We start from the raw sequence: 25,146 nt of genomic DNA on the forward strand, positions 1-25,146 counted from the left end.
GTTACTAGTTATCACATCAACATATGCCAAACACACATATATTCAAACCACAGTTACCCACGTTGCTTAATCACTATAATTCATCATTAATAATAGCTCTTGCCATACTCAAATAAATCAACGGTCTCATTTAATTTCGGTTGAACCTTATCCTTTGCCGATAGTTTAAGCTTATCAGTAGGTACTTGCCAATCTATAGCGATACTCTCATCATCAAAAGCGATACCCCTATCACACTCCGGAGAGTAATAACTATCAACTTTGTATGAGAAAATAGTATCATTTTCCAATACTACAAAACCATGAGCAAAGCCTCTTGGTACAAGTAACTGACGCTTATTATCAGCACTCAACTCTACTGCGACATGCTGACCGAATGTTGGACTACCTCTACGAATATCTACAGCAACATCTAGCACTCTGCCTTGAATAACTCTAACAAGCTTGCTCTGTGCATGTGGAGCTAGCTGATAATGTAAGCCTCTAAGCACTCCATAAGAACTCTTAGATTCATTATCTTGGCAGAAGTTAATCTTATAACCTAAGAAATCAAAGAGCTTATCTTCACGAAAAGTCTCTACAAAATAGCCTCGCTCATCTCCATGAACTGTAGGCTCGCAAATAATGATATCATTGATATGCGTACGCGTAAATTTCATCGTGGCACTGCTCGCTCTTTTGCTCTCTTTATCAAATATTGACCATACTGATTTTTCTTGAGCGGTTGTGCCAATTTAAGAAGTTGCTCTTTTGTGATATATCCCATCTCATAAGCAATCTCTTCAAGACATGCAACCTTTAATCCTTGTCTGTCTTCTATAGTTTGGATAAAGTTGCTCGCCGCAAGCATACTCTCATGTGTACCAGTATCAAGCCATGCATATCCTCTACCCATAGTCTTAACTTTCAGACGCGCCTCATCAAGATACATCTGATTGAGTGTAGAAATTTCTAACTCTCCTCTCTCAGATGGTTGTACTTGCTTAGCTTTAGCTACCACATCACTAGGATAAAAATACAAGCCAACAACCGCATAGTTTGATTTTGGTTTCTTTGGCTTCTCTTCGATACTGACAACATTACCTTCAGCATCAAAATCTGCAACACCGTATCTCTCTGGATCATCAACATAATAGCCAAAAATGCTAGCACAATCTTCTTTTTCTACATTTTGAATACTTTTAGCAAACATCTTTGGTAAACCATGACCATAGAAAATATTATCACCAAGTACAAGACAAGCAGAATCCCCTGCTAAAAATTCCTCTGCTAATATAAATGCTTGAGCAAGCCCATCTGGACTAGGTTGTATAATATACTCAAGATTGATACCAAGATCAGAACCATCTCCCAAAAGATTCTTAAAACTAGGCTGATCTTGTTCTGTTGTAATTATCAGGATATCTTTTAAACCGGCCAACATTAACACAGATAGAGGATAATAGATAAGAGGTTTATCATATATAGGAGTTAGTTGTTTACTTACACCTTTAGTAATCGGATACAATCTTGTACCACTACCACCAGCTAATATTATTCCTTTCATAATAAAGCACCACGAGAAAGATAGATACAGAATAGTATACGAATAGGAATCTAAAATTTCAATCTAAGCGCTTGGTATACTGAAAATATTATAAGAAAAAAGTTATAGATAAATCAAGATAAGAAATTATGACTTCGAAAGATACCAGTCATAAATTTTTCTAATACCATCCTCAAGCTCTACTTTGTGCTTCCAACCAAGAGAGTGTAGCTTAGAAGGATCTGTGAGTTTAACCATTGTACCATCTGGCTTATCAGCATTAAACTTAAGTTCGCCTTTGAAGCCAACAATACCCTTAATAAGCTCGGCTAACTCTCTGATAGAAATATCAACTCCAGTACCGATATTGATATGAGTATTTCTTATCTCTTTAGCATTTTTAGAATATGTATCTTTGAAGTCTCTATTTTCTAATAAAAACACACATGCATCTGCCATATCTTCAGAGTATAAAAATTCTCTTCTTGGTTTACCTGTTCCCCATATTTCTACAGAACTCTCATCCACACCAAATTTAGATAAATACTGTCTAGCTTCTTCAACAGAGTTTACTTTCAAATTATGCAACACTTGTTCAGTTTTGCCTTCATTTAGAAGTTTTGCAAGATGTATCTTTCTAATCAATGCTGGTAAAACATGAGATTTCTCAAGATCGAAATTATCATTAGGCCCGTATAGATTTGTTGGCATCACAGATATAAAGTTTGTGCCATACTGCAAATTATAGCTCTCACACATCTTGATACCAGCTATCTTAGCGATAGCATATGGCTCATTAGTGTACTCTAATGGACTAGTTAATAAACAATCTTCTGGCATAGGTTGCGGAGCCTCTTTAGGATATATACATGTACTACCCAAAAATAGAAGCTTCTTAACACCATTCACATAGCTTTGATGGATAACATTATTTTGAATCTGAATATTATCATAGATAAATTCTCCTCGATAAGTATTATTCGCAACAATCCCACCGACTTTAGCTGCCGCTAAAATCACATACTCAGGTTCTTCCGCCTTAAAAAAATCTTCAACAGCTTTTTGACTAGTTAAATCAAGCTCTGCATGAGTTCTCAATACTAAATTAGTATAACCTTTAGATTGAAGATTCTTAACAATAGCTGAGCCAACCAACCCTCTATGCCCAGCTACATATATTTTGCTATCTTTATGCATTTTAAATAATTCCTTACTCAAAATAACTCATAATTTTATAGCCACCTTCTTTTAGGTAAACATCTTTCGTCATCAATTTCAAATCACTTTCCATCATATCATTTACAAGATGCTCAAGGTCATATTCTCTGCTCCAGCCTAATTTTTGTTCAGCTTTTGTAGGATCACCCAATAATAGATCTACTTCTGTAGGTCTGAAATATCTAGGATCTACACAAACTACTACCTGACCTTCTGATATATGAGATAAATCAACACCCGCTTTTTCAGCTCTAGCTAAATCTACTGAATCAACTACACCGATCTCATCAACACCCTCACCTTCAAATCTCAGATTAATACCTGCATAAGCAAATGATAATTTAACGAAATCTCTAACTGTAGTAGTCTGACCAGTAGCAATCACCCAGTCTTCTGGCTGATCCGCTTGTAAAATCATCCACATCATTCTTACATAATCTTTAGCATGACCCCAGTCTCTTTTAGCATCTAGATTACCTAGATACAGCTTATCCTGAAGATTAAGTGCTATCTTAGATGCAGCTCTTGTAATCTTTCTAGTCACGAAAGTCTCACCACGCACTGGAGATTCATGGTTAAATAAAATACCATTACAAGCAAACATCCCATAAGCTTCTCTATAATTAACAGTAATCCAGAACGCATACATCTTAGCTACTGCATAAGGTGATCTTGGATAGAATGGCGTAGTCTCACTCTGAGGAATCGCTTGAACTTTACCATAAAGCTCTGAAGTACTTGCTTGATAGATCTTAGTCTTCTTCTCTAAGCCAAGAAGTCTAACAGCTTCTAAAATTCTTAATGTACCAGTACCATCAGCATTAGCAACATATTCTGGAGTCTCAAAAGATACATGTACATGACTCATCGCAGCTAAGTTATAAATCTCATCTGGTTGAGTATCAGCAATAATTCTAGTTAGATTCATAGAATCTGTCATATCACCATAGTGTAGAATCAAATTTCTATTCTCAACATGAGGATCTTGGTATAAGTGGTCGATTCTATCAGTATTAAAAAGCGAACTTCTTCTTTTGATACCATGAACAACATAGCCTTTTTTTAATAAAAACTCAGCCAAATATGAACCATCTTGACCAGTAATACCTGTAATTAATGCTACTTTTTTCATCTGCAATCCTTATATTTACTTTATTAAATTAAATTCTATTAAAATCATCTTCTAGTCTAACGATATCATCCTCACCAGTGTACTCACCGACTTGCGCTTCTATCAGCACCACTGGAATCTTACCATTATTTGCTAGCCTATGCACTTCACCCATACGAATATACACAGACTCATTAGGTCTAACAATAAACTCTTGATCTCCCTTAGTCACTGTGGCTGTACCTGAGACCACTATCCAGTGTTCACTACGATGATAATGCTTCTGTAAAGATAATCTTTTGCCAGGCTTAACTTCTATTTTCTTAATCTTATATCCTGGAGTATCTTCTAATACGGTATAAGTGCCCCAAGGTCTATGTGCTGTTAAGTGGATATTTTTAAGATCGTCACTGAGAAGCTCAACAACCTCTTTTACTCGTTGTGAGCTACCTTTTTTAGCAATCAAAAGAGCATCGCCACTGTCGACAACTATAAGATCTTCCACACCAATAGTAGCAACTTTTTTAGAACCCTTTTCACTATGGATCAGGTTATTTTTGCTATCAATACTAATATGGTTACTATTGATAGTGTTGTTATTACTATCCTTGGGCAGTTGATCAAACAACGAGTCAAAACTACCCACATCATTCCATACAATATCAGCAACAACCATCTTTATCTTGTTGGATTTTTCCATTACAGCATAGTCTATAGACTTTGCTGGAATACTCATCATATCATCATATTTGACAGCATCTGAATTCTTTAGATCGCTTTTATCGTATGCTTCAACACATGCTGTATATATTTCTGGAGAATGTTTCTTTAGCTCTTCTAAAAAAACACCTGCTTTAAACATAAACATTCCAGAATTCCAGTAGTATGAACCATCTGCTAAAAACCTCTCTGCTGTAACAGCATTTGGCTTCTCATGAAAACTCTCCACATCAAAATCGCCAGCTGATTTGATATATCCAAAACCAGTATTAGCAAAAGTTGGTGTAATACCAAATGTAACAAGAGAACCTTCATTAGCTAATTTCTTAGCTTGAACTAAAATACTTCTATACTCATCATCAACATTAATAACATGATCTGATGGAGTCACAAATACTATTTCTTGTGGATCTAACTTCATACATGCTAGAGCAATTGCAGGAGCTGTATCTCTACCAACAGGCTCTTCAAGAAAAATACTTTTATCCAAGATACCTAGCTCATCCAACTGATCTTTTGCTAAGAATAATTGCCCCTCATTTGAAACAACCATCGTTGAATCACACAAGCTAGAATTTCTCGCAACAGTTAATTGAAACAGTGATTTATCACTAAACATCTTCACAAACTGTTTTGGCAACAGCTTTCTACTTATAGGCCAAAGCCTAGTACCACTACCACCACAAAGTATTAGGTTTACCACTACTTCTCCTCTGACATTGCTTTAGACAACGAAACTATACATCCTGAAATTATATTACTTTTAAAAGCTTTTTTCTACAAACCAAAACAGTCTAAGTAGGCTATTTCTTGTATACCATATTACCAAAAACTTTATTCAAAAACCCTATCTTAGTTGCCAGTAATTTGATTAATGGGTTAAAAATAGCTGTTAGATATGTTTTTTTACCCAATTTGTGTCGATATTCTTTGATAAATTCAGAGGTGCAAAAATACTTATCATCTTGAGGCAAGAAGGTCCCTGCGTAATTATTGCTTAGAATATCTTTCAATTGACTAACAAGATTATCAATATGTATAACACTTCTTTGATTTGCTACTTTAGGGAAGATAAAAGCATACTTAGCAAGTTTAACAAGCTTAGAATAGTTACCCTTTGAGCCATCACCATACACCATCGGTGGTCTAACTATTGCAACACTAAAATCTTCTGATACTAGAGTTTTTAGTTTAAGCTCTGCTTGAAGTTTACTATCTCCATAAAAATCATCTGGTTGTGGCAGGGTATCTTTTGTAATGATTTTTTGCTGCCCAATTGGCACACTATCTCCGTATACAATTATACTACTCATAAATACAAACTGTTTGACACCTGAGCTCTTAGCCATCTTGGCTAACTCATAAGTTAACTCAGTATTTACAGCATAGTATTTATCTTTTAAAGAAGGATTTTTTGAAGTATGTGCAATGCCAGCAACATGCAATATAGTATCATATTCACTAAAATCTAGTGTTTGCCATGATTCATCTTTTAGTGATATTTTTTCGATTATGAAATCATCTCCGCAATTCTTCTCAAAAGAATTACCAATATAACTATTTAAACCAGTAATTAGAACTTTTTTCATTATTACTTATTATCTTTTTTGTTATCTAGTGAACCGGTACCACCTTCAACTACACCTTTACTAGCAAATACTGAAAAGACTGTCAAAAATATGCATTTAATATCAAACCATGTACTTTTGTATTTGACATAATCACCATCAAGTTTGGCTTTTTGAGCAATCGGCAACTCATCACGACCATTGATTTGTGCCCACCCAGTCAATCCGACAGGCACATCATTGGCACCATACTTATCTCGCTCAGCGATCAAATCGTCTTGATTCCATAATGCAGGTCTTGGTCCAACGACACTCATTTCACCTTTTAGAATATTTATAATCTGAGGCAACTCATCTAAAGAGGTCTTTCTCAAAAAAGCTCCTATCTTTGTAATACATTTAGACGGATCTTGTAATAAGTGTGTCGGCATATCTTTAGGTGTATCTATATACATTGTTCTAAATTTGTATATATAAAAGAACTTCTTACCCTTACCATAACGCTTTTGCTTAAAGAATATCGGACCTTTTGAGTCTTTTTTTATCATTAATATAACAATCAAAAATACTGGACTTAAAAGAACCAAACCCACGAAAGACAAAACAATATCCAAAAATCTTTTTAGAAACTTATACAACATAATTATCTACCCATTTAACTTATGATCAAACTCTGGAACAATCGTTTTTAATAATACTAACTGTTTATTTGACTGCTCTTGAAGTAACGCTTGAAGATTACTTTCTAGTACATTGATATCATAGAATGTTCTTTTACCAATGAAAATATCTTTGTATTCCGTACTAATATCGTTTTCATCAATAAGTAGCTCTTCATACAGCTTCTCACCTGGGCGAAGACCTATTATCTCGATATTGATATCATCTCTACCTGATAGTTTGATAAACTGCTTAGCAAGATCTAATATCTTAACAGGCTGACCCATATCTAACACAAAAACTTCGGAGTTTTTGGCAATAGCTCCAGCTTGTAATACTAACTCACACGCTTCCGGTATAAGCATAAAATATCTTGTAATCTCTGGGTGAGTGACAGTAACAGGACCACCATTCCTGATTTGCTCTTCAAATTTTGGTATAACACTACCACTACTTCCTAGCACATTACCAAACCTAACAGCAGCAAGCTTGGTATTTTTTGGTTCAACATTTTGTAGGTATAACTCACAAACCCTTTTGGTGGCTCCCATAACATTAGTTGGACGCACAGCTTTATCTGTAGATATCAAGATAAATGAGCCAACACATGAGTCAATAGCTAAATCTATAGCATTTTTTGTGCCTAAAATATTATTTCTGATAGCTCGAGATATATTCTCCTCAACCAAAGGGACATGTTTATATGCCGCTGCATGAAAAACTATATTTGGCGAATATTTGCTAAAAACTTTAGCAAATGACTCTCGATCACATACTGAGCATAGGATACTTTTGATATTATATCCATGACATTCTTCTGTAATCTTATATAAATTAAACTCACTATGATCAAGTAGAACTATCTGTTTTGCCTCATACTTAATACATTGTCTAACAATCTCAGATCCTATACTACCACCAGCACCTGTAACTAGGATAACCTTATCTTTGATAAATTTTGAGATAGATTTTTGATCAAGGCTTTTAGAATCTCTTGATAGAAGATCATATACTGAAACAGGCTTTAGTTGCGACATAAAACTTTCGTCTTGGAGTACATCCTCAAGAGGAGGCATAATCCTAATCTGATTAAAGTTTGATTCTAGTTTTTTATAAATTTTTTTAACTATATGATTAGCGCTTTTAGGCAGTGCAACAACTAACAAATCAAACCTTGAAGAACGTAGCTCTTTACGCAATTTCGAGCTTGATAAAACTCTCTTGCCATCAATACTTCTCTTTTGTAACGCCTTATCATCATCTACAAAAAATTTAATCCGATAACCTGTCGCTGATAACTCTTGAGCTATTTTTGTTCCAGCTGCACCCGCCCCATAAATGACAGCTGTTTTCGTTTTCTCTATTTGACTTCTATTTGTAAGGTACCAATAAAAATATACACTCAAATTGATTAAAAACACATAAGATAGAAACTCAGAGAAAATAAGTGCAAATCTAACCTGGCCATAAAAGGCAAAAGCCACGATAAAAAATACAGGAACATTGATAAAAACTTTACGCAAAAAAGTCTTCTGTGTCGACTTACGCCAACTAGCCATATAATCACGCAAAAGTAAAAAAGATGTCAAACATCTCAAAAAAATAAGCGAAAGTAGAAGATATGTATTAACATCTTGCTTAAAAATATAAGAAGTCCAGTTAACAGTCACAATAGTCAGAACTATAATCACTGCAAAATTAAGAACCCTCTTATCGTAGAAATATTTCATAAAGCAAAAGTAATACCTATAGTTCATTAATTATATCAAAGTATCCTAACTATATCTCATTTATGTAAGCTAAAATTTTCTTATATGATACCGATTCGATGGTCTTAACATTCTGCAAATACCATGATATCCACAGCTCCTGTATTAAATTATAAATTTTTACAACAACAAACTCACTTTCATCAATATGATTAGCTTTTATTTTTTTAGCTAATTTAGATCTTAGCTCATTAACTTCTATTTGATATCCTCGATCTCTTTGGAGATTTAATTTAGCTTTTTCCAACCTATTCCCCAAAGCTTGGAGGTAATATTTATACCTCTGTAAAAACTCTACAGGTTGAGACATATAATCATCTGTAAAAAGCTCATTAAGCTCATTCCTAACATCTGTAAAAAGCTCGATAAAATTAAGTGGAATTTTTTTAACATTAAGTTTTTTTTCAAGTTGCGATTTAAACTTTGTTATTTCCAAAAACAATACTTCAACTTTGGTTTTATTTGAAGCAAATTTTTGCAATCCTAAAGTATAGAAGCTTTCAAAATCTCCTTTGGTATATGGCAACTCAATACTATCAAAAAAACTCAAATCTATAGCCTTATCAATCACATTATCTTTTGAGTCACTTAGTTTCAATGACATTGATAAGCTTGATAGATCATTACTTTTGATATTTTTTGATAACTGATTTTGTAAGCGTAGCTTGATTAGCCTTTTCAAAGCCTCTCGCATACATAGCTTAGCCTCATCGAATGTTGCCTTATAAGATAGCTTCACACCATCTTTATGCTCTTCTAGACAGTTATAGACTTTGACTATTATGCCGTACTCTTTGATTTGACTAGTCATGGCAATACCTGCAAAATCCCAATCATAATAAACTGTCTCATCAATTTCTTGTCTTGGTTTAGCAACCAGGTTTTTGAGCTTTTGCTTTAATATATTGATATCTTTACCAACCGCTAGTGTTTTACCATGCTCATCAACAATTTTTACATTCAACACAAGATGCTTCTCCAGCTCCTCATTTTGCCATACTGTCTCATCAACCACAAAACCAACTATTCGCGTAATATGTTTGGCAATGATAGACTTCAAAGGAGAGTATCTATCCTTATCAAAATCTATTGACTCAAATATAGCTTGAGCATAAGTTGGCACTGGCACACAATTTTTGCGAATATTTTTTGGTAAAGCACGTAATAAAGCGATGATCTTATCATACAAAAAACCATACACTGCCCACTCTAAAACAGTAGGACTTATATCATTGATAAAAACTATTGGTACTGTAACGGTTGCACCATCTCGCTCATCTAGTGGATCAAAATGATATTCTAATGGCAAGTGCATATCTGCGATAGTTAAGACATCAGGAAACTTCTGTTGCGTGATTTCTTTAGCATCATGCTGCATTAAACTTTCTATATCAAAGATAAAGCTCTTTTGCTGTTCTTTTGTAACTGACTTTAGCCATTTATCAAATGTTGCGCCACTACAAACATCATCTAGGATAAAGCTATCATAATGGGCAAACATTACTTCTTCATCGACCAAGATATCTTTTCGGCGTGATTTATTTTCAAGTTCTTCAACTTGGTTTATAAGCTGGAGATTTTGCTGATAAAAGTACGCTTTAGAATCAAAGTCACCGTTTACAAGAGCATCTCGAATGAATATTTCTCTAGCCTCTTGAGGATTTATCTTAGAATATTGCACAGATCTTTTTGAAACTATTTCTAAGCCATAAAGCGTAATTCTTTCATTCACAACAACAGCTCTGCGTTTTTTACTCCAAATAGGCTCATCATAATGTTTTTTGATAAGATGCTCTGCTAAGCTCTCTAACCATTCAGGTTCTATTTTTGCAACATTCCGCGCGTATGTCTTGGTAGTTTCGACTATCTCCGATGAAAGTAACCATTTTGGCTTTGTCTTAAACTGAGAAGATCCAGGAAATATAAAAAACTTAAGCCCCCTAGCTCCTAGATATTCAGCACTTTCATAATTAAATCCGATGTTACTCAAAAAACCGCTGGCTATAGCTTTGTGCAGGTTTTCATAGTTAAGCTTTTCATTTGACGATAATTTCCATTTAAACTGATGGACAACCTCAATAATTTGTCGATAAATATCATTCCATTCATTAAATCTAACTGGTGAAATAAAATTCTTTTTAAAATATTCTTTTTTCTCTCTATTTGATAAGCCTTTTAAATCAGAATTTAGTCTATTTGCCAAATTTAAAATCGCTATAAAATCAGAAGATTTATCTTTATCAATAGCATGTTTTTCATCAGCTTTTTGCTGAAAATTCAGAGGTCTCTCACGCGGGTCCTGTACACTTAAAAAGCTAACAATTGAAACAATTTCTCTAAGTGTATTTTGTCTATGACCTTCTATAACTATTTTTGCCAACTTAGGATCTAATGGCATAATCGCCATTTTCATCCCATCATCAGTAATTTTAGGCTTTGAATAATTAAGCTCTGAGATAGCCCGTAATTCAAACAAGAGCTTAAAGCCATCTTTAACAAATCTTGAATCTGGTGAGTCTATAAATGGAAAATCTTGGATACTTCCTAGCTTTAAAAACAACATCTGCAAAATAACAGACGCTAAATTAGTACGTAAAATCTCAGGATCGGTATATTCTTTACGATTATTAAAATCTTCCTCACTATATAAACGTATGCAAACACCAGCTGATAATCTACCACAGCGACCAGCTCTTTGATTAGCACTTGCTTGAGATATTTTCTCTATCGGTAGGCGTTGCACTTTAGTGCGATAGCTGTATCTACTTATTCGCGCTAAACCTGAGTCTATAACATATTTTATGCGCGGTACTGTTAGAGATGTTTCAGCAACATTAGTTGCTAAAATAACCCTACGTACAGAACCTTCCGGATTAAATATTTTATTTTGATCTTTATTTGATAATCTCGAAAACAAAGGTAAAACCTCTGTAAATCTAAGATCTTGTTTGTTTAAATATGCTAATGTTTCATGAATATCTCTTTCTGTAGGCAAAAAGACTAAAACATCTCCCCTGCCAAGTTCATCAAGAGCATACAATATTCTCTCTTGTAATGAAAGCTCTTCAAAACCCTCATCATTTTGATAACGGATTTCAACAGGGTATGTTCTACCACTAATTGTAATATCTTTAGCATTCTGAAAATAGTCTATAAACTTCTGATGATCTATAGTTGCTGAGGTAATGATTACTTTTAAATCAGGTCTATATGGTAATATCTTTTTTATACAGCCAAGTAGAAAATCAATATTTAAACTTCTTTCATGAGCCTCATCAATAATGATAACCTCATACTGTGATAAAAACCTATCATTCTTGATTTCAGATAATAGCACACCATCTGTCATCACTTTGATTAAAGTATTTTCAGAAGTTTGATCTGAAAAGCGTATTTTAAAAGATACTTTTGATTGATCTTCGATCTCAGTAGCAACTCTACTAGCAATAGATCTAGCCGCAAGCCTTCTCGGCTGAGTATGTCCTACTAATCCGCGTTTGCCCAGCCCTAAATCAAGACATATTTTAGGCAATTGTGTTGACTTACCAGAACCTGTCTCCCCTGCTACAACGATAACTTGATTATCTTGTATAAGCTTTTTTATATCATCCACTTTTTCAGCAACAGGAAGATCCGGATAAGTTATTTTAGGCAAAATCTTTTGGCTAGTCTGTTCAGCCAAAAGCTGTAAATCAGTCAGTAGCTGCTGTCTTGGAGACTTATTGTTATTTATGGCTGATATAAACTTGCCTCGAAGTTTGGTAGGTATCTGATTAAGATAATTAAATAAAGTTTTATTTGTATTCATGCTACTGCATTAGACGCTTTTTTATACCAGTAATTTTTAGAATCTTATTGATTAATCTCAGAAAAATCATCACGACCCTACTTACAAATACAAAAATAGCCAAAAACAATAAAACTAATATATCTTTAAAAATATTCCAAAAAAGTTCTGATAACGATAATAACGTTTTAAATTTCATAATTTTATGGTAAAAATTGCATATTCTTAGTAAAGAATTATAGCATGAATAAGAAATAATTGACTTAATAAAGGGTTATAGCTTAGCTAAAATTGAGTTTAAAGTTTTGCTTGGTCTCATTACTTTTGCTAGCTTATCACTATCCATAAAGTAGTAACCACCAAGATCTACTTTTTTGCCTTGAGCATCGTTAAGTTCTTTAACAATCTTATCTTCATTAGCTTTTAGCTCAGCATAAATTGGTTCAAATTTAGTTTTGATTTCAGTATTACCCGTTTGCTCAGCCAAAGCTTTGACCCAATAATAAGCCAAATAGAAATGACTTCCTCTCGTGTCTAACTCACCTACTTTACGCTTAGGAGATTTATCATTATCCAAGAAATCTTGGTTTGCTTGAGATAATGCCTCTGCTAATACCTTGATTTTAGGGTCTCTAGTTTTGATTGCTAGATCTTCTAATGAGGCACCTAATGCCAAAAACTCTCCTAAAGAATCCCATCTTAAATGGTTTTCTTCAATAAGTTGCTCAACATGCTTAGGTGCAGAACCACCTGCTCCAGTTTCAAATAATCCACCACCAGCTAAAAGAGGCACTATAGAAAGCATCTTAGCAGAAGTACCAAGTTCTAAGATAGGGAACAAATCTGTCAAGTAATCTCTCAAAACATTACCTGTTACAGAAATTGTATTTTTACTCTCTTTCATTCTCTTTAGAGAATACTTCGTAGCCTCTATCGGAGCCAAAATTTGGATATCTAGGCCAGTAGTATCATGTAAAATCATATACTCATTAACTTTAGCAATTAAATTCCTATCATGTGCTCTTTTTGAATCTAACCAGAAAATCGCAGGATTTTGAGTAATTCTAGCTCTATTAACAGCTAGTTTAACCCAGTCTTTAACAGCGATATCTTTAGTTTGGCACGCTCTCCAAATATCGCCTTTCTCAACACTATGCTCAAATATAACATTGCCTTCTGCATCAATAACTTCAACTTTACCATCTGCTTGAATCTCAAATGTCTTATCATGAGAACCGTACTCTTCTGCTTTTTTTGCCATTAGACCAACGTTAGAAACATCGCCCATAGTAGTCACATCAAAAGCACCATTTTCTTTACAGAAATCGATAGTAGCAGCATACACACCCGCATAACATCTATCAGGAATCATAGCCTTCATATCTTGAAGCTTGCCATCTTTGTTCCACATTTGACCAGATGAGCGAATAGCTGCTGGCATAGAAGCATCTACAATAACATCACTTGGGACATTTAGGTTTGTAATGCCTTTATCAGAGTTAACCATCGCAATATCAGGTTGCTTGGCAAACACTTTCTCAATATCAGCATTGATTTTATCTTGAACATCTTGGGGTAGCTGCTTAATCTTTTCTACTGCATCACCCCAACCATTGCGAGGATTCACACCAAGCTCTTTAAATTCTTTAGCATACTTTTTGAAAATATCTTCAAAGAAAATCTCTACTGCATGACCGAATAATATTGGATCAGAAACCTTCATCATTGTAGCTTTTAGATGAAGTGATAATAGTGTACCTTCCTTTTTAGCTTTAGCAATTTCAGTTTTGTAGAACTCTCTTAGTGCTTTTATTGAAATCTTAGTAGCATCAATGATTTCTTTTTCTTCTAAGGCAAGATTATCTTTAAGTACTGTTTGAGTACCTTTGGTATCTGTATGAACTATCTTAACCTTAGTTGATTTTGGCACAATATAAGATTTCTCATTAGCATAAAAATCATTATCCGCCATACTAGCAACATGAGATTTAGAATCTTTTGTCCATGCACCCATAGAGTGTGGATGTTTTTCAGCGTATTTTTTAACTGCATCTGCAACTCTACGGTCTGAGTTACCCTCTCTTAATACAGGGTTTACTGCACTACCTAATACTTTTGCATAACGAGATTTAATTTCTTGCTCTTTGTCATCTTTTGGCTCAAATGGATAATCAGGGATTTTATAACCTTTTGATTGAAGTTCTTTGATAGCTGCTGTAAGTTGAGGAATTGATGCACTAATATTTGGAAGCTTAATAATATTAGCATCTGGAGTTTTTGCTAACTCTCCAAGGATTACTAAATCATCAGAGCATTTTTGCTCATCTGAAAGATAGTCACTAAAATTAGCTAATATACGCGCTGCTAGTGATATATCTTTTGTTTCTAGCTCAATATCTGCAACTTTAGTGAAGCTTTCAACAATTGGTAAAAAAGATCCAGTTGCTAGCGCTGGAGCCTCATCAGTAAATGTGTAAAATATTTTATGCATAAAAATCTCCCTATAGATAGAATTTAATCTTTCAAAATACTAGCACAAAACTAGTAGGTATTTAATATTTCTGTAATTTTATCATCTGACCTTGCTACTACTGCAAAATCATTATGTTCAATTATTGGTCGCTCTAAAAGTTTAGGATTTTGAGCAACTATCTCAATAAGCTGACTATCTGTAAACTTTTTATCTTTGAAATTCTCCTTCCAAAGATCCTCTTTAGTTCGAATAATATCTTTAATAGAAAGATTCAACTTTTTAAGTAAAACTTGCAAATCTTGCCCTGATAGAGGTTCATCTAAATATAAATGAATATCATAGCTTATATTATTTTGATCTAATGTTTGCTTAGCTTGTCGTGACTTAGAACACTTTGGGTTATGATAAATCTTCATAACAATGATAATACGCTATTACTTAATTGATAAGCATTATTATAAATGAATTGAAAAGAAAATGAAAAAAGATTTAAAATTTTCTACCACCATGATTTGTCTTTAGTTGAACCTGCATCTTCATTATCGGCTGGTGATGCTTGATTTTTTTGTGCAGCTCCATTTTCATTAGTATCTTTTGGCGGTGGCGGTGGATAACCTCCTGGTGCCATCATCGGTCCATATGGTTGACCTCTGAAATGATCCATTGGTGGTGGTGGATAACCTCCCGGTGCCATCATCGGTCCATATGGTTGACCTCTGAAATGATCCATTGGTGGTGGCGGTGGATAACCTCCAGGTGCCATCATTGGTCCATATGGTTGACCTCTGAAATGATCCATTGGCGGTGGTGGATAACCTCCCGGCGCCATCATTGGTCCATATGGTTGACCTCTGAAATGATTCATTGGTGGTGGTGGATAACCTCCCGGTGCCATCATTGGTCCATATGGTTGACCTCTAAAATGATTCATTGGCGGTGGCGGGTAACCTCCAGGTGCCATCATTGGTCCATATGGTTGACCTCTAAAATGATTCATTGGTGGCGGCGGCGGGTAACCTCCCGGTGCCATCATTGGTCCATATGGTTGACCTCTGAAATGATCCCTTGGCGGTGGGTATCCTCCCGGTGCCATCATCGGTCCATATGGTTGACCTCTAAATTGATCCATTGGCAGCGGCGGTGGGTATCCTCCCGGTGCCATTGTTAATTTCTTACATACTTCTTCACAACTTGGTTTTGCATTTACTTGATTGTTCTGCTGACAAGCAAACACTGATGTTGCAAGCATTAATGGAAGAGACATTACTATTATTTTCTTAACCATATCAAACTCCTTTGTTTTTTCTTATAATCAGAATCTCTTCTGATACAAGAAAGATTACCTATCGACTATGACATAAAGATGACATTTGATACGTTTTTTGTAACAAAATTGTTACAAATCTATAAGAAACAGAATGATATTAAATATAAATCTCATGTTAATATTCCTCATATAGCAAATATTTTTCTTAGAAAATGAAATATAAAATTTTAATAGTTGATGATGACCTAGAAATTAGTAAATTATTACAAGATTTTTTAACAAAATTTGAATATGAAGTACATCATGCTAAAGAACACAATAGTATGAAACAATTATTAAAAGACTTTATTTTTGACATTATACTTTTAGATATTATGCTACCTCAAGTAGATGGTTATGAGCTTTGTCGTTATATCCGTAGCAACTATACTACTCCTATAATTATGATTAGTGCATTAGATCAAGATACAGATAGAATCCTTGGTTTAGAAATGGGTGCTGATGACTATTTAACAAAACCTTTTAATACTAGAGAACTCTTAGCTCGAATAAAAGCAGTTTTAAGACGTAGCCAAGATTCTACTAAAAGCACCATCAAAAACAATAATGGTCGATTAATAAAAATAGATAACATACATCTAGATAAACATAACCAATGTATTCTAAAAGATAATGTTAGTATCGTTTTAAGTAAAAAAGAATATAACCTATTACTTATATTTTTAGAACACCCAAATCAAATTCTGTCACGCAATCAATTAATAGATCAATTGTATGATAATAAGTCTTTTGATCCCTTTGATCGTACAATAGATGTTTTAATTGGTCGACTTAGAAAAAAGCTAGAAATAAATAATAATAACATATTAGAAACTATTCGAGGAACAGGATATAAATTAAATATTGATAGGAGTAACCTAAAATGAATTTTCTAAAGCAACAATGGATTCAGCTTTACTTAGGAGTAATATTTTTATTATTAGTATTTTGCGTTATATTTTTTCAATTAACAAACTTACCTCAATATAAAATACCTTTTTCAAAACTTGTGCCGCAACTGAATATAATATTTCACTCTAACTATGAGTCAACTAATAGCTTATATAAGCATTTCGAAAAGATAGATGAGATAAAACCAGAAATACTTGAGATCTCAGAAACTCAAGCAAAAAAATACCCTATTTATTATATTGGTAAAAAATCTCACCCATTCCCTCCCCCGATTGATTTTTTCCAACCGTTTGTACTAAAGTCTGATAATCACTATTTTTATATCAAATTAGAAATCAAACCTTATTTTTCAGTTCTTGCCAGCATATATGTTGTACTTCTAGTATTGATATTATTTGTTATGTCAATCTTTATAAAGGTTATGAGCAAACGAACAGAAAAACCTTTTTTGATACTAAATAAAAGTCTTGAGCAACTGACTCATAACTTATTCTCAAGACTACCTATTAGTGATGAAACTAAACAAACAGCTAAGGCATCGCAAAACATTCAAAAACTTCAAAACTACATGCAAGAGATTCTGAATAAAAGAACATTAATGTTAGCTGCTATTTCTCATGATCTTAAAACCCCATTGACAAGATTAAAACTTCGAACAGAAATACTTAATTTAAATCAAGATTTATATATGAAAGATATAGATGAAATGGAAGCTATAATAAATAGTGTCTCTCTTTTTTCACAAAGTACTGCCTCCATTGAGCACCCTGTATATTTTGATTTATCTAGCTTGATTGATGCTATGTGCGAAGATCTTTCTGATAACAATATTGAAATCCAAAAAAATATATCTCCAAATATTCACTATCAAGGTAAATTAACTAGTATAAAAAGAGCTATTTACAATATTATTGACAATGCCTGCAAACATGGAAAAATAGGAATCAAAATTTCTCTAAAAAAAATAGATGAGCAAATTATATGTCAAATCTCTGATATGGGAAAAGGTATTACGCAAGAAAATTTACATCAAATATTTTTACCTTTTTATAGAGAAGATAAAGCTCGGAATACTCCTGGTAGTGGCTTAGGTCTAACGATCTCTAAGGAAATAATCGAATCACATGGTGGCACAATAAAAGCTTATCTAAATAAACCTAACGGACTAGTTATAAAGATATTACTATAACATTTTAATTCTTATTTATAAGATAATTAAAAAATATTTGCTGATAATGCACAATATTTACTATAATGAAAATATAAGTAAAAATAATTTTCATAAACTAATTAATCAAAGGAAGGAGATTTAAGTACGATAGGGTTAAAGTTAAATTCAATTGAGTAATAGGAGTGTTAAAATGACTAAACCATGGACAAAAAACTATCCCGACAAAGTTCCTCTAAATATAGACATTCCTAATATTACTCTAAAAGATATGCTTGAAAAAGCTACTAAAGATTTCAGCAATAAAAATGCTCTTAGCTGTCATGGTGAAAAACTAACTTTTGATGAGATTAACAGCTACGCAGACAAATTTGCAGGATATCTCCAAAACAAATGGAAATTACAGAAAGGTGAGCATATTGCCATTATGCTACCTAATTTATTACAGTTCCCAATTGTTATTTTCGCTTTGGTAAAACTTGGTTGTGCTTTTGTAAATATAAACCCACTCTATACAAGTAGAGAGGTCAAAGGAATCCTGCAAGATTCAAAAGCTAAAGGCGTAATTGTATTATCTGGACTTGCGCATAATGTCGAAGCTATAGCTGATGAATGTGACGATCTAAAATATAAAATGGTTACAGATATTGCTGACTTATATCCTACTCCAAAAAAACAAATAATCTCCTTTGTAGTCAAATATATCAAAGGCATGAAAGACAAATACTCAAAAGATAAATTTGATACATTTACAGATGCTCTAAGATCTAGCTACACTCCAAACTATACAAATATTGGATTAAAACCTGATGATATAGCGGCTTTACAGTACTCTAGTGGTACAACAGGCACCCCTAAAGGTACAATACTTCTACATAGAAACATTGTAGCAAATATCTATCAAGTAAAAGCATGGACAGAGGGTTTTGATATCGAGCTTAGTAAGCAAATTGTCTTAACTGCTCTACCGATTTATCATATATTTAGTTTAACTGCTAATCTGTTTCTATTTTATTGTTTTGGAGCGTTTCAGATACTGATACCTAATCCTAAAGATATCAAAAGCTTAGTTAATGAGATGAGAGAGAGTAATTTCTCAACCATATTTGCTGTAAATACTCTTTATATCGCTTTATTAAACAATAAAAAATTTAGACAAAGTAAGTTCCCTAATTTCAAGCTCTCAATAAGTGGCGGCATGTCAACATCCGAAGCTGTAGCTAGCGAATGGAAAAAAATCACCGGTGTAAATATTAAAGAAGGATATGGTCTATCAGAAATGTCGCCTGTTGTAACTGTAAACTCGTTACTTGAAGAAGATTTTAGTGGTAGTGTTGGATTTCCATTACCAAATACTGATATTAAAATTTATGATGATAAAGGTAACGAGCTTTCTCAAGGCGAAACAGGAGAGATATGGGTAACTGGTCCACAAAAATCGCCTGGATTCTGGAGTCTACCAGAGATTAATAGAGAGCATTTCACTGATGATGGTTGGCTTAAGACTGGGGATATGGGCTATCTTGATGAGCAAGGTCGTCTAGTAATATCAGGACGCATTAAACACATGATTATCGTCTCAGGCTTCAATGTTTTTCCTAAAGAAGTTGAATTAGTATTAACTGAAAAAGAAGAGATTGAGGATGCAGCGGTTATAAAAGGACACTCTAACGAAACTGGTGAAATGCCTGTTGCTTTTGTTGTACTAAAAAATGACAAAAAACTCACTGAAAAAGAAATTTTTAAATACTGTGAAACTAAATTAGCTCATTATAAATTACCTAGAAAAATAATTTTCATAGATGAGTTACCAAAAAATACTGTCGGAAAAATAGATGTAAATGCATTACAAAAAGAATACGCTAAAAAATATGAAAATAAATAACTAAACAGCTTTTTGCTTAAGGAGCTAAAGATGTTCAACAAAATTTATAATATTGCAAAAAAGGCTACTCCTAGTATTTCTCAAACTGAACAAACTGCCCTAAATGCTGGTGACAATTGGTTTGAACAAGATATATTTCAAGGTAAACCTGACTTTAATAAACTACATAGTTTAAAAAAATTTGAGCTAACAGCTGAAGAAAAATCATTTTTAGATAATGAAACAATTGAACTATGCAAACTAATCGATGATTGGAAAATTAATTATCAAGACAAAGATCTAAGTATTGAAGCTTGGAAATACATCCGTGAAAAAGGCTTTTTAGGTTTAGTTATTAGCAAAGAATATGGCGGTAAAGGCTTCTCAGCAGCAGCTCACTCAGAAGTGGTTATGAAACTAGCAACCAAAAGTGTCACTGCAGCAATCACGGTGATGGTACCTAATTCACTTGGACCTGGTGAGCTTCTAGTTCACTATGGTACAGATGAGCAAAAAGATCACTATTTACCAAGATTAGCCTCTGGTCAAGAGATACCATGTTTTGCTTTAACAGGACCAACAGCTGGATCTGATGCGACTTCATTACCTGACTATGGTGTTGTCTGCCATGAAGAATTTAATGGCAAAAAAACTTTAGGTATCAAACTAAGAAATATCAACAAACGCTATATTACATTAGCTCCTATTGCCACTTTAGTTGGTTTAGCTTTTCAACTACAAGATCCTGATGGCTTACTCGGTGAAACAGGTAATGAGGGTATAACATGCGCCCTACTACCATATGATCACAAAGGTTTAGAGATTGGTAGACGTGGTTTTCCTCTAGGGCAAGCTTTTATGAATGGCTATATAAAAGCTAAAGATGTCTTTATCCCAGTTGATTGGATAATTGGTGGACAAAAAATGGCTGGTGAAGGTTGGCGGATGCTAGTTGAGTGCCTATCTATAGGCAGAGCTATTTCATTACCAGCATGTGGTACAGCTAATACTCTGATGTCAGCTGTAATGACTGCAGCTTATGCGAGTGTGCGTGAACAGTTCAAAGTTCCAATTGCTCAATTTGAAGGAGTCCAAGAAAAACTGGCAGAAACTGCGGGACTTGCATATATTTCCAATGCTACTCGTCAGTTCACAGTTGCTGCTGTTGATAGTGGTTTGCGACCATCGGTATCATCTGCAATTGCTAAATATCATCTAACTGAGATGGGACGTACAACTATCAACAATGCTATGGATATCCATGGTGGTCGAGCAATCATTATGGGTCCAAATAACTATCTAGCTATCCCATATATGGCAACACCTATTGGCATAACAGTTGAAGGTGCCAACATTATGACTCGAAATCTGATGATTTTTGGTCAAGGTGCGATGAAATGTCATCCATATATTCGAAATGAAATAGAAAGCCTAATGAGTGATGATGAAAAACAATTTACAGACAATTTCAAAGGTCATTTCAAATATATGGCTCTAAATGGTTCACGTACTCTTTGGTATGGTTTAAGTGGTGGTTTCACTGCTCCTAGCTATCCTTCTAAATTTAAGCGTTACTATCGCTATATCTCACATATGAGTACTGCTTATTCTTATGTCAATGATATTTCAATAACAGTATTAGGTGCAGGTCTGAAACGTAAAGAGAGATTATCTGCTCGCTTGGGAGATATCATGAGTTATCTATATATGGCAGTTGCAGTATTGAAACACTACAAAGATACAGGAGAGTCTCAAAGTGACGATATCTATGTTGACTGGAGTATTCAGCACTGTCTATACCAAGCTCAACAAGCGATGTTAGACTTATTTAGAAACTTCCCAAATAGAATATTTGCTACTAAGATGAAGCTTTTTGTTTTTCCTTATGGTAAAAAATTCAGAAGACCATCTGATAAACTTGAAGCACAAATTTGTAAATCATTAGTGAGTAATAGTGATACTAGACAATGGATGAAAGACAAGTGCTATATACCAAATGATGATAATGATCCAATTGGTAGAGTTGAGAATGCTTATCTTGCATCACTAACTACACAACCTATTAAGAAAAAAATTATTGATGCTATCAAAACTGCTAAGCTACCAAAAGCAAATTGGCAAGACTCTATTGAAATAGCCTTAGAGAATAAAATAATCTCTCAACAAGAGGCAGATATTGCTAATGAGATGCTCACAAAGGTTAATAATATAATCCAAACAGACGAGTTTGATGATTATGCTTTAGGACCTAAAAATGCTCATCCAGAATGGCAAAAAAATAGCGAAAAATAATATGTACCAATGTCATTTCGTTTAAATAACGGAATCTAAAAACGATGTATAAACCAACATCGGGAGGAAAATATGACAGAGTTAGAGAAAAAGTTTGAAGAAATGTTGATAGCTGTTCGTGATGCAACTATTGATTTCAAGCCTGATAATAGCCAAAAGCTAAAACTTTATGCTTTTTATAAACAAGTAAAAGAAGGTGATAATAATACTAAAAAACCTTCTGCATTAAAAATGGTTGAACGCGCTAAGTGGATGGCTTGGGATGCAATTAAAGGCATGTCAAAAGAAGATGCTATGCGTGGTTATCTAAAGGTTTTTGGTGATGAGTATCTTCCAGCTGGAGAAAATAATAATAGTTCAAATAGCACTATAGCAAATAAATTAGAGCCCGTAGAAAGTAAATCACAGCGTAAAGCTATTGATAAAATTGCTATACTCGGTGCTGGAACTATGGGAGCACAAATTGCTGCTCACTTTGCAAATGCTAGATTCCCTGTTGTATTATTTGATTTAAAATCCCAACAAGGCAGTGCTAATGCTATTATTGAAGACTCACTAGCAAAGCTCACTAAACTTAATCCAGCGCCTTTTGGCTCAAAAGATTCTATCAAATATATTACTCCTGCAAATTATGAGGATAATCTTGAGCTTTTAGCGGATTGTGACTTAATCATAGAAGCAGTAGCTGAACGTATAGATATCAAAGAAAGTCTTTATTCTAAAATCTCTGCTCACATCAAAGAAAATGCAATTTTAGCATCGAACACTTCTGGCTTAAGTATCACAAGACTAGCTGAAGTATTACCAGAGAATCTTAAAGTTAATTTCTGTGGTGTACACTTTTTTAATCCACCTAGATACATGCCATTAGTTGAGCTAATCCCCCATACAAATACTAATACTGATGTCCTCGATAAGCTTGAAACATTTTTAGTTGAAAAACTTGGTAAAAGTATAATTCGAGCAAAAGATACTCCTAATTTTATCGCTAATAGATTAGGTGTCTTTTCAATGCTAGTCACTTGCTACTATACAGAGCAGATGAGTATCCCTTTAGAAATTGTGGATGAGCTAACTGGTAAAAAACTAGGGCGAGCAAAAAGTGCAACTTATAGAACTGCTGATTTGGTTGGTTTAGATGTGTTATCTCATGTTGTTGAAACTATGAAAGATAATCTCGAAGATGGTTGGCAAAAACTATACAACACACCTAACTGGATTCAAAATCTAATCAATAATGGTTCACTTGGTCAAAAGACTAAAAAAGGCTTATACATCAAAGAATCTGACGGCATCAAAGTACTTGACTTAGATACTAAAGAATATCGCCCTTCTGATAAAAAAGCCGATAAAGAAGTCTTAGATATACTAGCTGAGAGAGATTGGAGCAAAAAATTAGAAGGTCTGCGTAATAACGATAATCATCAAGCTCAATTCTTGTGGGCAACTTTTAGAGAAATGTTTTTATATGCTGCTCATCTAGTTGGAGATATTTCAAATTTCCCTAAAGATATGGATTTAGCAATTCGTTGGGGATTTGGTTGGAAACAAGGTATTTTCGAGATATGGCAATTAGCAGGTTGGTATAAAGTAGCTAGTTGGTTAAAAGATGATATTTCAGCTGGTAAAGCATTATCAACAAATACTCTACCTAACTGGGTTGACACTCTTGATATCGGTGTATACCAAAATAACAAAGAGTTTAGCTTTAAGGATAAATCGCTAATATCTCGTGATAGCCTAGATGTTTATAAACGTCAACTATTCGCTGATAACATAGTTGAACATACTAGCACTTTAGCGACACAAACACTGTATGAAAACGATGGTGTCAAACTATGGCAAATTGATGACTACAGCAATATCGGAATACTATCATTTAAGAGTAAAATGTGCGCTATTGGTGATGATGTTTTAGATGGTATATCTGAGTCTATCAACTATGCTGAAGAAAATCTTGATGGTATTGTTATTTGGCAAGAACAAGATGTATTTTCGGTAGGTGCCAACTTAGAAGAATTTGGTATCAAATTTGCAATGAATGGCGAAGCTGCTATCGAAGAAGTAATCCGTAAAGGTCATAGAATTATCAGCAAGAAATTACGCTATAGCAAAATACCTATTGTTGCAGCTGTCAAAGGCTTTGCTTTTGGTGGCGGCTGTGAGACTATCTTACATAGTGATGCTGCTGTTGCTGCGTATGAGAGCTATATTGGTCTTGTTGAAGCCGCTGTAGGAATTATACCTGGTTGGGGTGGCTCAAAAGAAATGGCTGTTAGAGCATCTCAAGCTCAAGATCACTGGAAAGACTTTGAAAATCGTTATAAAAACCTTGCTCTTGCTCAAGTTGCAAAAAGTGCCTATGAAGCAAAAGAAATGGGTTTTTTACGTGATGATGACATAATAGTGATGAATACTAAAGAAATTCTACTTGTAGCAATTAAAAAAGCTCAACTTATGGCTCTAGCTGGTTATCAACCACCTTTGAAACAAAAAGTCCCAGTATTTGGTGAGACTGGTATCGCTACAATCAAAGCCCTACTAGTAAATATGCGTGATGGTAATCAAATATCTGAACATGATTATAAGATTGCAGTAGATTTAGCAGATACTATGTGTGGTGGTCAGATAGAAAAAGATACTGAAGTTTCTGAAGATTGGCTACTCGAAAGAGAGCTAATAAACTTCAAGGAACTTGCAATATCTGAGAAAACAGAAGCTAGAATGAAATATATGCTAGAAACTGGCAAACCACTAAGAAATTAAGGAGTAA

17 protein-coding genes are annotated in these 25,146 nt (G+C 34.1%); 5 read left to right on the forward strand and 12 right to left on the reverse strand.

The annotated features are described in order from the left end of the window. Positions 1-86: 86 nt before the first annotated feature. From rfbC to ACKTR7_RS06135, 12 genes are all read right to left on the reverse strand, one after another. The gene (gene rfbC / locus ACKTR7_RS06080) at positions 87-659 is read right to left on the reverse strand and encodes a dTDP-4-dehydrorhamnose 3,5-epimerase (protein ID WP_407877477.1); all 573 of its coding nucleotides are present in this window, start codon (positions 657-659) and stop codon (positions 87-89) included. Further along, positions 656-1,546, reverse strand: a complete 891-nt coding sequence (gene rfbA, locus ACKTR7_RS06085) for a glucose-1-phosphate thymidylyltransferase RfbA (protein ID WP_407877478.1) — start codon at positions 1,544-1,546, stop codon at positions 656-658. Before rfbA ends, rfbC begins: the two co-directional genes overlap by 4 nt. Before the next feature lie 126 nt (positions 1,547-1,672). Then, positions 1,673-2,722 carry a GDP-L-fucose synthase family protein gene (locus ACKTR7_RS06090; protein ID WP_407877479.1) on the reverse strand — a complete coding sequence of 350 codons (1,050 nt, stop codon included), beginning with the start codon at positions 2,720-2,722 and terminating at the stop codon, positions 1,673-1,675. Positions 2,723-2,735: 13 nt separating this feature from the next. Next, the gene (gene gmd / locus ACKTR7_RS06095; protein ID WP_407877480.1) at positions 2,736-3,875 is read right to left on the reverse strand and encodes a GDP-mannose 4,6-dehydratase; all 1,140 of its coding nucleotides are present in this window, start codon (positions 3,873-3,875) and stop codon (positions 2,736-2,738) included. 28 nt (positions 3,876-3,903) lie between these two features. Further along, entirely contained in the window at positions 3,904-5,277 is a 1,374-nt protein-coding gene (locus tag ACKTR7_RS06100) for a mannose-1-phosphate guanylyltransferase/mannose-6-phosphate isomerase (protein WP_407877481.1), read from the reverse strand. 100 nt (positions 5,278-5,377) lie between these two features. Next, positions 5,378-6,163 (reverse strand): NAD-dependent epimerase/dehydratase family protein, encoded by a 786-nt coding sequence (locus ACKTR7_RS06105; protein ID WP_407877482.1) that lies wholly within the window; start codon positions 6,161-6,163, stop codon positions 5,378-5,380. Positions 6,164-6,165: 2 nt separating this feature from the next. Further along, on the reverse strand, positions 6,166-6,783 hold the full coding sequence (locus ACKTR7_RS06110; RefSeq protein WP_407877483.1) for a sugar transferase: 618 nt from the start codon (positions 6,781-6,783) through the stop codon (positions 6,166-6,168). Between the two features lie 6 nt (positions 6,784-6,789). Next, positions 6,790-8,532 carry a polysaccharide biosynthesis protein gene (locus ACKTR7_RS06115; RefSeq protein WP_407877484.1) on the reverse strand — a complete coding sequence of 581 codons (1,743 nt, stop codon included), beginning with the start codon at positions 8,530-8,532 and terminating at the stop codon, positions 6,790-6,792. 49 nt (positions 8,533-8,581) lie between these two features. Beyond that, positions 8,582-12,379 (reverse strand): ATP-dependent RNA helicase HrpA, encoded by a 3,798-nt coding sequence (gene hrpA, locus ACKTR7_RS06120; protein ID WP_407877485.1) that lies wholly within the window; start codon positions 12,377-12,379, stop codon positions 8,582-8,584. Positions 12,380-12,632: 253 nt separating this feature from the next. Beyond that, the gene (locus ACKTR7_RS06125; protein ID WP_407877486.1) at positions 12,633-14,849 is read right to left on the reverse strand and encodes an NADP-dependent isocitrate dehydrogenase; all 2,217 of its coding nucleotides are present in this window, start codon (positions 14,847-14,849) and stop codon (positions 12,633-12,635) included. Between the two features lie 50 nt (positions 14,850-14,899). After that, a complete protein-coding gene (locus tag ACKTR7_RS06130) occupies positions 14,900-15,247 on the reverse strand; it encodes an arsenate reductase family protein (RefSeq protein ID WP_407877487.1) in 348 nt (115 codons plus the stop codon). A gap of 83 nt (positions 15,248-15,330) precedes the next feature. Then, on the reverse strand, positions 15,331-16,116 hold the full coding sequence (locus ACKTR7_RS06135; protein WP_407877488.1) for a hypothetical protein: 786 nt from the start codon (positions 16,114-16,116) through the stop codon (positions 15,331-15,333). 194 nt (positions 16,117-16,310) lie between these two features. On the opposite strand from ACKTR7_RS06135, the gene ACKTR7_RS06140 reads away from it, so the two are divergent. From ACKTR7_RS06140 to ACKTR7_RS06160, 5 genes are all read left to right on the forward strand, one after another. After that, a complete protein-coding gene (locus ACKTR7_RS06140; protein WP_407877489.1) occupies positions 16,311-17,024 on the forward strand; it encodes a response regulator transcription factor in 714 nt (237 codons plus the stop codon). After that, the gene (locus ACKTR7_RS06145) at positions 17,021-18,238 is read left to right on the forward strand and encodes a sensor histidine kinase (RefSeq protein WP_407877490.1); all 1,218 of its coding nucleotides are present in this window, start codon (positions 17,021-17,023) and stop codon (positions 18,236-18,238) included. The genes ACKTR7_RS06140 and ACKTR7_RS06145 overlap by 4 nt, the downstream gene beginning before the upstream one ends. Before the next feature lie 172 nt (positions 18,239-18,410). Beyond that, complete coding sequence (locus ACKTR7_RS06150; protein ID WP_407877491.1) at positions 18,411-20,102, forward strand: long-chain-fatty-acid--CoA ligase; 1,692 nt, start codon at positions 18,411-18,413, stop codon at positions 20,100-20,102. Positions 20,103-20,132: 30 nt separating this feature from the next. Then, positions 20,133-22,373 carry an acyl-CoA dehydrogenase gene (locus ACKTR7_RS06155; RefSeq protein ID WP_407877492.1) on the forward strand — a complete coding sequence of 747 codons (2,241 nt, stop codon included), beginning with the start codon at positions 20,133-20,135 and terminating at the stop codon, positions 22,371-22,373. A 72-nt stretch (positions 22,374-22,445) separates the two neighbouring features. Continuing rightward, positions 22,446-25,139 (forward strand): acyl-CoA-binding protein, encoded by a 2,694-nt coding sequence (locus tag ACKTR7_RS06160; RefSeq protein ID WP_407877493.1) that lies wholly within the window; start codon positions 22,446-22,448, stop codon positions 25,137-25,139. The last annotated feature ends 7 nt before the right edge of the window (positions 25,140-25,146 follow it).

Origin of the sequence: Francisella sciaenopsi, from assembly GCF_045862875.1 — a bacterium.
Classification (GTDB): Bacteria; Pseudomonadota; Gammaproteobacteria; order Francisellales; family Francisellaceae; genus Francisella; species Francisella sciaenopsi.

Bases quoted from the DNA above. Each gene is read 5' to 3' on its own strand.
- rfbC (WP_407877477.1), bottom strand. From the start codon at position 659: ATGAAATTTACGCGTACGCATATCAATGATATCATTATTTGCGAGCCT.
- rfbA (WP_407877478.1), bottom strand. From the start codon at position 1,546: ATGAAAGGAATAATATTAGCTGGTGGTAGTGGTACAAGATTGTATCCG.
- ACKTR7_RS06090 (WP_407877479.1), bottom strand. From the start codon at position 2,722: ATGCATAAAGATAGCAAAATATATGTAGCTGGGCATAGAGGGTTGGTT.
- gmd (WP_407877480.1), bottom strand. From the start codon at position 3,875: ATGAAAAAAGTAGCATTAATTACAGGTATTACTGGTCAAGATGGTTCA.
- ACKTR7_RS06105 (WP_407877482.1), bottom strand. From the start codon at position 6,163: ATGAAAAAAGTTCTAATTACTGGTTTAAATAGTTATATTGGTAATTCT.
- ACKTR7_RS06110 (WP_407877483.1), bottom strand. From the start codon at position 6,783: ATGTTGTATAAGTTTCTAAAAAGATTTTTGGATATTGTTTTGTCTTTC.
- ACKTR7_RS06115 (WP_407877484.1), bottom strand. From the start codon at position 8,532: ATGAAATATTTCTACGATAAGAGGGTTCTTAATTTTGCAGTGATTATA.
- hrpA (WP_407877485.1), bottom strand. From the start codon at position 12,379: ATGAATACAAATAAAACTTTATTTAATTATCTTAATCAGATACCTACC.
- ACKTR7_RS06125 (WP_407877486.1), bottom strand. From the start codon at position 14,849: ATGCATAAAATATTTTACACATTTACTGATGAGGCTCCAGCGCTAGCA.
- ACKTR7_RS06130 (WP_407877487.1), bottom strand. From the start codon at position 15,247: ATGAAGATTTATCATAACCCAAAGTGTTCTAAGTCACGACAAGCTAAG.
- ACKTR7_RS06135 (WP_407877488.1), bottom strand. From the start codon at position 16,116: ATGGTTAAGAAAATAATAGTAATGTCTCTTCCATTAATGCTTGCAACA.
- ACKTR7_RS06140 (WP_407877489.1), top strand. From the start codon at position 16,311: ATGAAATATAAAATTTTAATAGTTGATGATGACCTAGAAATTAGTAAA.
- ACKTR7_RS06145 (WP_407877490.1), top strand. From the start codon at position 17,021: ATGAATTTTCTAAAGCAACAATGGATTCAGCTTTACTTAGGAGTAATA.
- ACKTR7_RS06150 (WP_407877491.1), top strand. From the start codon at position 18,411: ATGACTAAACCATGGACAAAAAACTATCCCGACAAAGTTCCTCTAAAT.
- ACKTR7_RS06155 (WP_407877492.1), top strand. From the start codon at position 20,133: ATGTTCAACAAAATTTATAATATTGCAAAAAAGGCTACTCCTAGTATT.
- ACKTR7_RS06160 (WP_407877493.1), top strand. From the start codon at position 22,446: ATGACAGAGTTAGAGAAAAAGTTTGAAGAAATGTTGATAGCTGTTCGT.